The sequence below is a fragment of the Cupriavidus oxalaticus genome, from assembly GCF_038900635.1.
Lineage (GTDB): Bacteria > Pseudomonadota > Gammaproteobacteria > Burkholderiales > Burkholderiaceae > Cupriavidus > Cupriavidus oxalaticus_B.
Genome location: NZ_JAYMRX010000061.1, coordinates 1 through 1,855, shown reverse-complemented (window position 1 = coordinate 1,855; position 1,855 = coordinate 1). Strand labels below are relative to the sequence as shown.

Here is a 1,855-nt window from a genome sequence, read left to right as displayed (position 1 = left end):
GTAAGCGAGTCGCCAGCACCGTCTGTACCCTTCAGTAGAGTGGAGCCAAAGTAGTTCCCACCAAATAGTGATGGGAACTACTTTGTCAAAGTCACAGGAAGTACCAGTCGCCGGCAGTCGCAAAGGCCGGCCGAACCACAGCGAGGAGTTCAAGCAACGGTTGGCAGCCGCTGCGTGTGAGCCGGGGGTCTCGGTATCGAAATTGGCACGCGAACACGGCATCAACGCGAACATGCTGTTCACCTGGCGCCGACGCTATCGAATGGAGCAGCGCCAGGAAGCTGCGGTGTTGTTGCCGGTCACCGTTGAACACCCAAGCTCGACACCCGGTCTGATGCCGATGAGTCCGGGCGCTGCGGGTTGCGAGCCGACGCCGCCGCAGGGCGTCATTGAGATCCGGCTGGGCCGAGCGGTGATTCGCATTGAAGGGGCAGTCGACGCGACCACGTTGCGTACGGTTCTGGACCGTTTGACGCCATGATCGGGTTGCCGGCGGGAACACGCATCTGGATTGCTGCAGGCGTGACCGACATGCGCTGTGGATTCAACGGGCTCGCCGCGAAGGTGGAGGCGACTCTGCAAGAGAGCCCATTCTCCGGCCATGTCTTCGTCTTCCGCGGCAGGCGCGGCAACGTCATCAAGGTGTTGTGGTCGACGGGCGATGGGCTTTGTTTGCTCTCGAAGCGCCTGGAGCGTGGGCGTTTCGTCTGGCCGCAGGCCGACAGCGGCAAGATCCATCTGACGCAAGCGCAATTGTCGATGCTGCTGGAGGGGATTAACTGGAAGCAGCCCGAGCGCACCTGGCCGCCACTGTCGGTGTTGTAAACCTTGCGGCATGTGCGTAAACTGCCGCGCATGCCAATCGACCCCAGCGATCTCCCCGACGACATTGAGGCCCTGAAGGCCTTGGTGTTGGCACAGCGGGAATCGATCGCACTCATGGAACGGGCCTTGGCGGTCCGCTCCATGGAGATCGAGCAGCTAAATCTGCAGATCTCAAAGCTGAGGCGGATGCAGTTTGGCCAGAAGTCCGAGAAGCTGGATCGACAGATTGAACAGCTCGAGACCCGACTGGAAGATCTGCTGGCCGAAGAAGGAGCGGCTGAAACCGAAGCCGATCCGCAGGCAACCCCTCCTGTCCGGAAGAAAGCGGTACGCAAGCCGTTGCCGGAGCACCTGGAGCGGGAGGAGCGCATTCTCGAGCCCGAGGCCGAAGCCTGTCCAGAGTGCGGCGGTAAGCTCAAGCCGCTGGGCGAGGACATCTCGGAGCAACTCGATATCATCAGCAGTTCATTCAGGGTGATTCGGCAGGTGCGGCGCAAGAAGGCCTGCGCCTGTTGTGATTGCATCGTCCAGGCTGAAGCGCCAAGCCGGCCGGTTGAGCGTGGCATTGCCACGGCGGGGTTGCACGCTCACATACTGGTTGCCAAATACGCTGATCATCAACCGCTGTACCGCCAAGCCGCGATCTATGCCCGGCAGGGCGTGGATCTGGACCGCACGACCATGGCTCGCGGGGTCGGCGCTTGTGGTGCGCTGGTACGCCCGCTGGTCGAGGCTTTGCACCGATACGTGATGATGCCCGGCAAGGTTCACGCGGATGACACGCCGCTGCCGGTACTTGCGCCAGGTAAGGGGCAGACCAAGACGGGAAGACTATGGGCCTACGTGCGGGACGATCGCGCATCGGGTTCGGACGCTGCACCTGCGGTCTGGTTCGCCTACACACCAAATCGCCAGGGCCAACATCCCCAAGCGCATCTGGCCGGCTTCCGCGGCATCCTGCAGGCAGACGCGTATGCGGGCTTCAACGCTGTTTTTACCGATGGCAGTGTGCGCGAGGCAGCTTGTATGG

Annotated in this window: 2 protein-coding genes and 1 pseudogene; all 3 read left to right on the top strand. The window is 62.0% G+C overall.

Annotated features, from left to right (window positions below):
- Positions 1-70: 70 nt before the first annotated feature.
- Positions 71-481, top strand: a complete 411-nt coding sequence (gene tnpA / locus VSR71_RS34915; RefSeq protein WP_115684067.1) for an IS66-like element accessory protein TnpA — start codon at positions 71-73, stop codon at positions 479-481.
- On the top strand, positions 478-825 hold the full coding sequence (gene tnpB / locus VSR71_RS34910) for an IS66 family insertion sequence element accessory protein TnpB (protein WP_011154074.1): 348 nt from the start codon (positions 478-480) through the stop codon (positions 823-825). The genes tnpA and tnpB overlap by 4 nt, the downstream gene beginning before the upstream one ends.
- A 30-nt stretch (positions 826-855) precedes the next feature.
- Positions 856-1,855: pseudogene (locus VSR71_RS34905) on the top strand (IS66-like element IS883 family transposase); the annotation flags it as partial.

Excerpts from the sequence above, each read along its gene's own strand:
- tnpA (WP_115684067.1), top strand. The coding sequence starts at position 71 with ATGGGAACTACTTTGTCAAAGTCACAGGAAGTACCAGTCGCCGGCAGT.
- tnpB (WP_011154074.1), top strand. The coding sequence starts at position 478 with ATGATCGGGTTGCCGGCGGGAACACGCATCTGGATTGCTGCAGGCGTG.